The 3647-nt window shown below is 35.5% G+C and carries 4 protein-coding genes; all 4 read right to left on the bottom strand.

Annotated features, from left to right (window positions below; translation table 11 throughout):
• Positions 1–47: 47 nt before the first annotated feature.
• Positions 48–1316 carry a hypothetical protein gene (locus ABIQ28_RS11295; protein ID WP_348037344.1) on the bottom strand — a complete coding sequence of 423 codons (1269 nt, stop codon included), beginning with the start codon at positions 1314–1316 and terminating at the stop codon, positions 48–50.
• Positions 1317–1351: 35 nt separating this feature from the next.
• The gene (locus ABIQ28_RS11290; protein ID WP_348037342.1) at positions 1352–1939 is read right to left on the bottom strand and encodes a YceI family protein; all 588 of its coding nucleotides are present in this window, start codon (positions 1937–1939) and stop codon (positions 1352–1354) included.
• A 747-nt stretch (positions 1940–2686) separates the two neighbouring features.
• Entirely contained in the window at positions 2687–2980 is a 294-nt protein-coding gene (locus ABIQ28_RS11285) for a chaperone modulator CbpM (RefSeq protein ID WP_348037340.1), read from the bottom strand.
• Positions 2977–3647, bottom strand: a 671-nt coding sequence (locus tag ABIQ28_RS11280) for a J domain-containing protein (protein ID WP_348037338.1), incomplete at its 5' end; no start/stop codon positions are given. The genes ABIQ28_RS11280 and ABIQ28_RS11285, both read right to left, overlap by 4 nt.

Below are 3647 nucleotides of genomic sequence, written 5' to 3'. Positions count from 1 at the left end.
ACTACTAAATAAATGAGGTTTGTAAAAATAAACACTAACTCAGTCTTTTAGAAACTAATTACAGCCTCAGCCATTAGTCCATTAAATTTACCTCCATCAAAGATGCTTGTAGTAGCGTAGCCATCGTATTTTTGACTTACATATTCAGCCTTAAGGAGAATGTTTCTTGTCATAAACCATCCAGCAGATAATTGAACCCTTGAAATATCGATATCACTTCCACTAATATCTTCAGCATCAACTTTATTGTAACGCCCACCTACGTAAAAGTTTTCAGTGTTGCCAAATCTGTAGATTAACTCTCCAGCATATTGTTTTGCTGTTCTTTTTTCAAGTTCAGCCTTTCCTTTACCTGTAGAAGACTCCAATGTTCCAAAGAACTCTAATCCTTTATATTTGACGAATGGGTTGAACATGATAGCAGTAATCTGATTACCTAATTTTGGGTCATAACGTCCTGATCTAAAGTTGCCTGCTGTTGTTGCAGTACTGTTTTCAAGAACTAAGTAATATCTAGAACCTGCTCTATCAGCACTGTAAAGGTATGAAGTTGCAACTCTACCAGTGTTGTAGATAGAACCTGTCAATCTTACACGTAAATCGTCATTAAGTTGTTTGTCATAACCTAGTTTTGCTAAAAATGAAGCACCTCCTGTATCAGGTTTGTCAACTGATTGGTTTAATTTACCGTTTGTGAAACCTACCATTCCTAAGAATCCATCTCTTTGGTAGTACACTTCAGCACCTACTTCTGTAGTAAAAGCGTCCATGATTAAGTTGCCTACAAATGGATTGTAAATTGCTTGAGCGTTGTCACTTCTTCTGAAATGTGCATCACCATAGTTGTTTTCCATATGACCAATTTTGATGGTAGCATATTTCATGACATCTTCCATAAAACCTTCTTTGATAAAATCAAGTTTATCTATTTGAAAGTAACCTCCTTTTACATAAGGTTCTGGGTGGTGACGTGATGAAAGATAAGTGCGTAAATGCATTCTAACACCATCATATAAGAAGACATCTAAGTCAAGATTGGCAGTAGCCAAGTTAAAGTTAGAACCAATTTTCATAAGCTCAACAGCTCCTGAGTTTTCATGGTCTAGAGCTTGAAATTGAATGGTGGATGAACCTCCAATTCTTACTTTTACATTTTCAAAGGTAGAGACTGAATCTTTTGGAGCTTCAAAAACGTTGATTCCGCCCTTGTCTGGTTCTCTGTAGTTGTCAAGACTTCTGTTGTTTTTTTGAGCGGTCATACTAACTCCCATCAGAAGTAGTAGTGCTATTGCAGTGTTTTTAAATAATGATTTCATTGTTTAAGTTTTATTAAATTACTGATTGTTGTTAATTATTTATTTAGGACTGTATTAAATTTTATAGTTATTTCATCTCCTGTGGTAACGGTGCCTAAAAGTGCTTTTGGCGGATCGATGCCGAATTCGGTCATTTTAAATGGTTTTTCACCCTTTAAGGTCACTTTGTTGGATTCTACTTGAAGATCAAGGTTGATGTTCTGTTTTTTGATAACTCCAGCGATAGTTAAGTTTCCAACGATTTCAACTTTATAGTTGTTGTTGCCTGTAGCTTTTACACTTTTCACTTCGGTTAATTGGAAGGTTATGGATTTGTGTTGACCAGTTTTTAAGGCTTTATAAGTGTTTTTGTCCATAGCTCCTTTACCACTTTTTAGGCTTTCTGAAGTCACGTCAAAAGTTAATTTTTGAATTTTCAAGTCGCCTGCAAGATCCAAGACGATTTGTCCTTTTTGTTGTTCGGCAACAATATCCCAATCGTGCAAACTGGAGGTTCCAGAAACGCTAAGTTTTGACGCTTGGTTATTCAGATTGAAAGTTTGTGAATAGACAAATGAAGTCGAGAAGGTGAGCAAAAATAATAAACTCAATAAAGGTTTGAAGATATTTTTAGTAGTTCTCATAATGTTATGTTTTAGTATTATTATACTGCAAAGTTGGGGAACAAATAAAGTTTAGATAATGACAAATATCATGTTTGTTAATTTTGGCTAAATATTTATATAATTTGATAAATGGATGGGATAAAAAATGTGAATTCAATATAAAGTATGTGCAATTAATCCTCGTTTCTGAGGATGTCGTATCCTGAGGGTAATAGGTTGAATAATAGACAAAAAGAAAGGTGGTTTATAAAGTTGCGGAGATTAATAATGGCAGATTAGTTTTCAGAATTTGAAAGATAAAATGAGAGTTGTGACTGAAATAGGGGCCGTAATATGCAGCTAATTTTTTTAAAATATATATTTTTATATCAGAAATGCCTTTCACATTATGGCACTTTGTGAAATTTTTGTCAATGTTTAGTGGACATAAACCAAGCTGTTTAATCCACTTCTTTAAATAGAGGAGAAATTATAAGAATTGTTTTGATATGAATAGTAGGTAAAGGAGAAGCGTTCCTGAATTCCATTTCAGGTGTAGTAGATTATCCTCGAACATGTCAATAAGAGCTATCGTTAGAAAAAATGTACCGCTTTCTATATAGAAATAATCTCAAAGCTAGCATAATCCATAAAATGAATATTTGTGAAGACGATCTTTCATTTATCAATTTAATGAATTCAGTTTTTCAAGAATCTATCCTTAGAAATCATAAGGAATCAGCGTCACTCCCTAAACGGACGGGCTGGTCAGCGTTCTATTTAAGGTTAACCCTCAAAAATCCGTAATCTATTTTTAGCAGCGATCAACTCATTCTGTAAATCCTGAATTTTATCCAAGAGATTCAAAACCGTGTCAATACCTTCGAAGTTAATATGCAAATCTTGATGTAATCTCACGATCGAATCAAGGTTTTTAAGGTGTTTTTGATCAATGCAGGGCGATTTTTCAATGGTGGTTATTTCAATGAGGCCATAATCGTTCAGACCTTGAAAAAATGAAGTTTCTACTTTGTAATACGTGCACAAGGTTTTTATCGGAATATAAGTTTCAGTGCTCATGATTTTAAATTTTTAAGTTCATTGAACAGTTCTTTTTCTTTGGATGAAAGATTTGTTGGCATCACAATGTCATAGGTAATATAAAGATCACCAAAATGTCCTTCCTTTCTGTACACAGGAAAACCTTTGCCTTTTAGTTTGACTTTGGTGCCGTTTTGCGTTTCGGGTTTTACTTTTAATTTGACCTTGCCATCAAAGGTGTCCACAGTCACATCGCCTCCTAAGATGGCGGTATAGAGATCCAGGTTTTCATTGGCGTATAAATTGGAACCATCTCTTTTAAATTTTGTGCTATTGCTAATGTTGAATTGAATTAACAAATCGCCATGTGGCCCTCCGTGTGTGCCTTCAGCACCCTTGCCTGGTATTTTGATCACTTGGCCATTTTCGACACCTGCGGGTATGGTCAGTCTAATGTTTTTACCATTGACGGTCAGGACTCTTTTTTGAGTTTCGTAAACATCTTTGAGATCTAATTGTAATTCGGCATTAAAGTCTTGTCCTCTAAACCCTGAAGTTCGACTACGACCGCGAGAGGCACCTCGACTTCCAAACATTGATTCAAAGAAATCTGAAAAATCGCCTTCTCCGAAACCGCCACCGCCACCACCAAAGTTGCCATAACCTTGCTGTTGTTGCGAGTGTTGCTGACGCTGTGCGTGTTCAT

Source organism: Gelidibacter sp., assembly GCF_039916245.1.
GTDB lineage: Bacteria > Bacteroidota > Bacteroidia > Flavobacteriales > Flavobacteriaceae > Gelidibacter.
Note: the sequence above shows the minus strand (reverse complement) of the source record. Positions and strands in the feature narration are given on the sequence as shown.

Excerpts from the sequence above, each read along its gene's own strand:
- ABIQ28_RS11295 (WP_348037344.1), bottom strand. The coding sequence starts at position 1,316 with ATGAAATCATTATTTAAAAACACTGCAATAGCACTACTACTTCTGATG.
- ABIQ28_RS11285 (WP_348037340.1), bottom strand. The coding sequence starts at position 2,980 with ATGAGCACTGAAACTTATATTCCGATAAAAACCTTGTGCACGTATTAC.
- ABIQ28_RS11290 (WP_348037342.1), bottom strand. The coding sequence starts at position 1,939 with ATGAGAACTACTAAAAATATCTTCAAACCTTTATTGAGTTTATTATTT.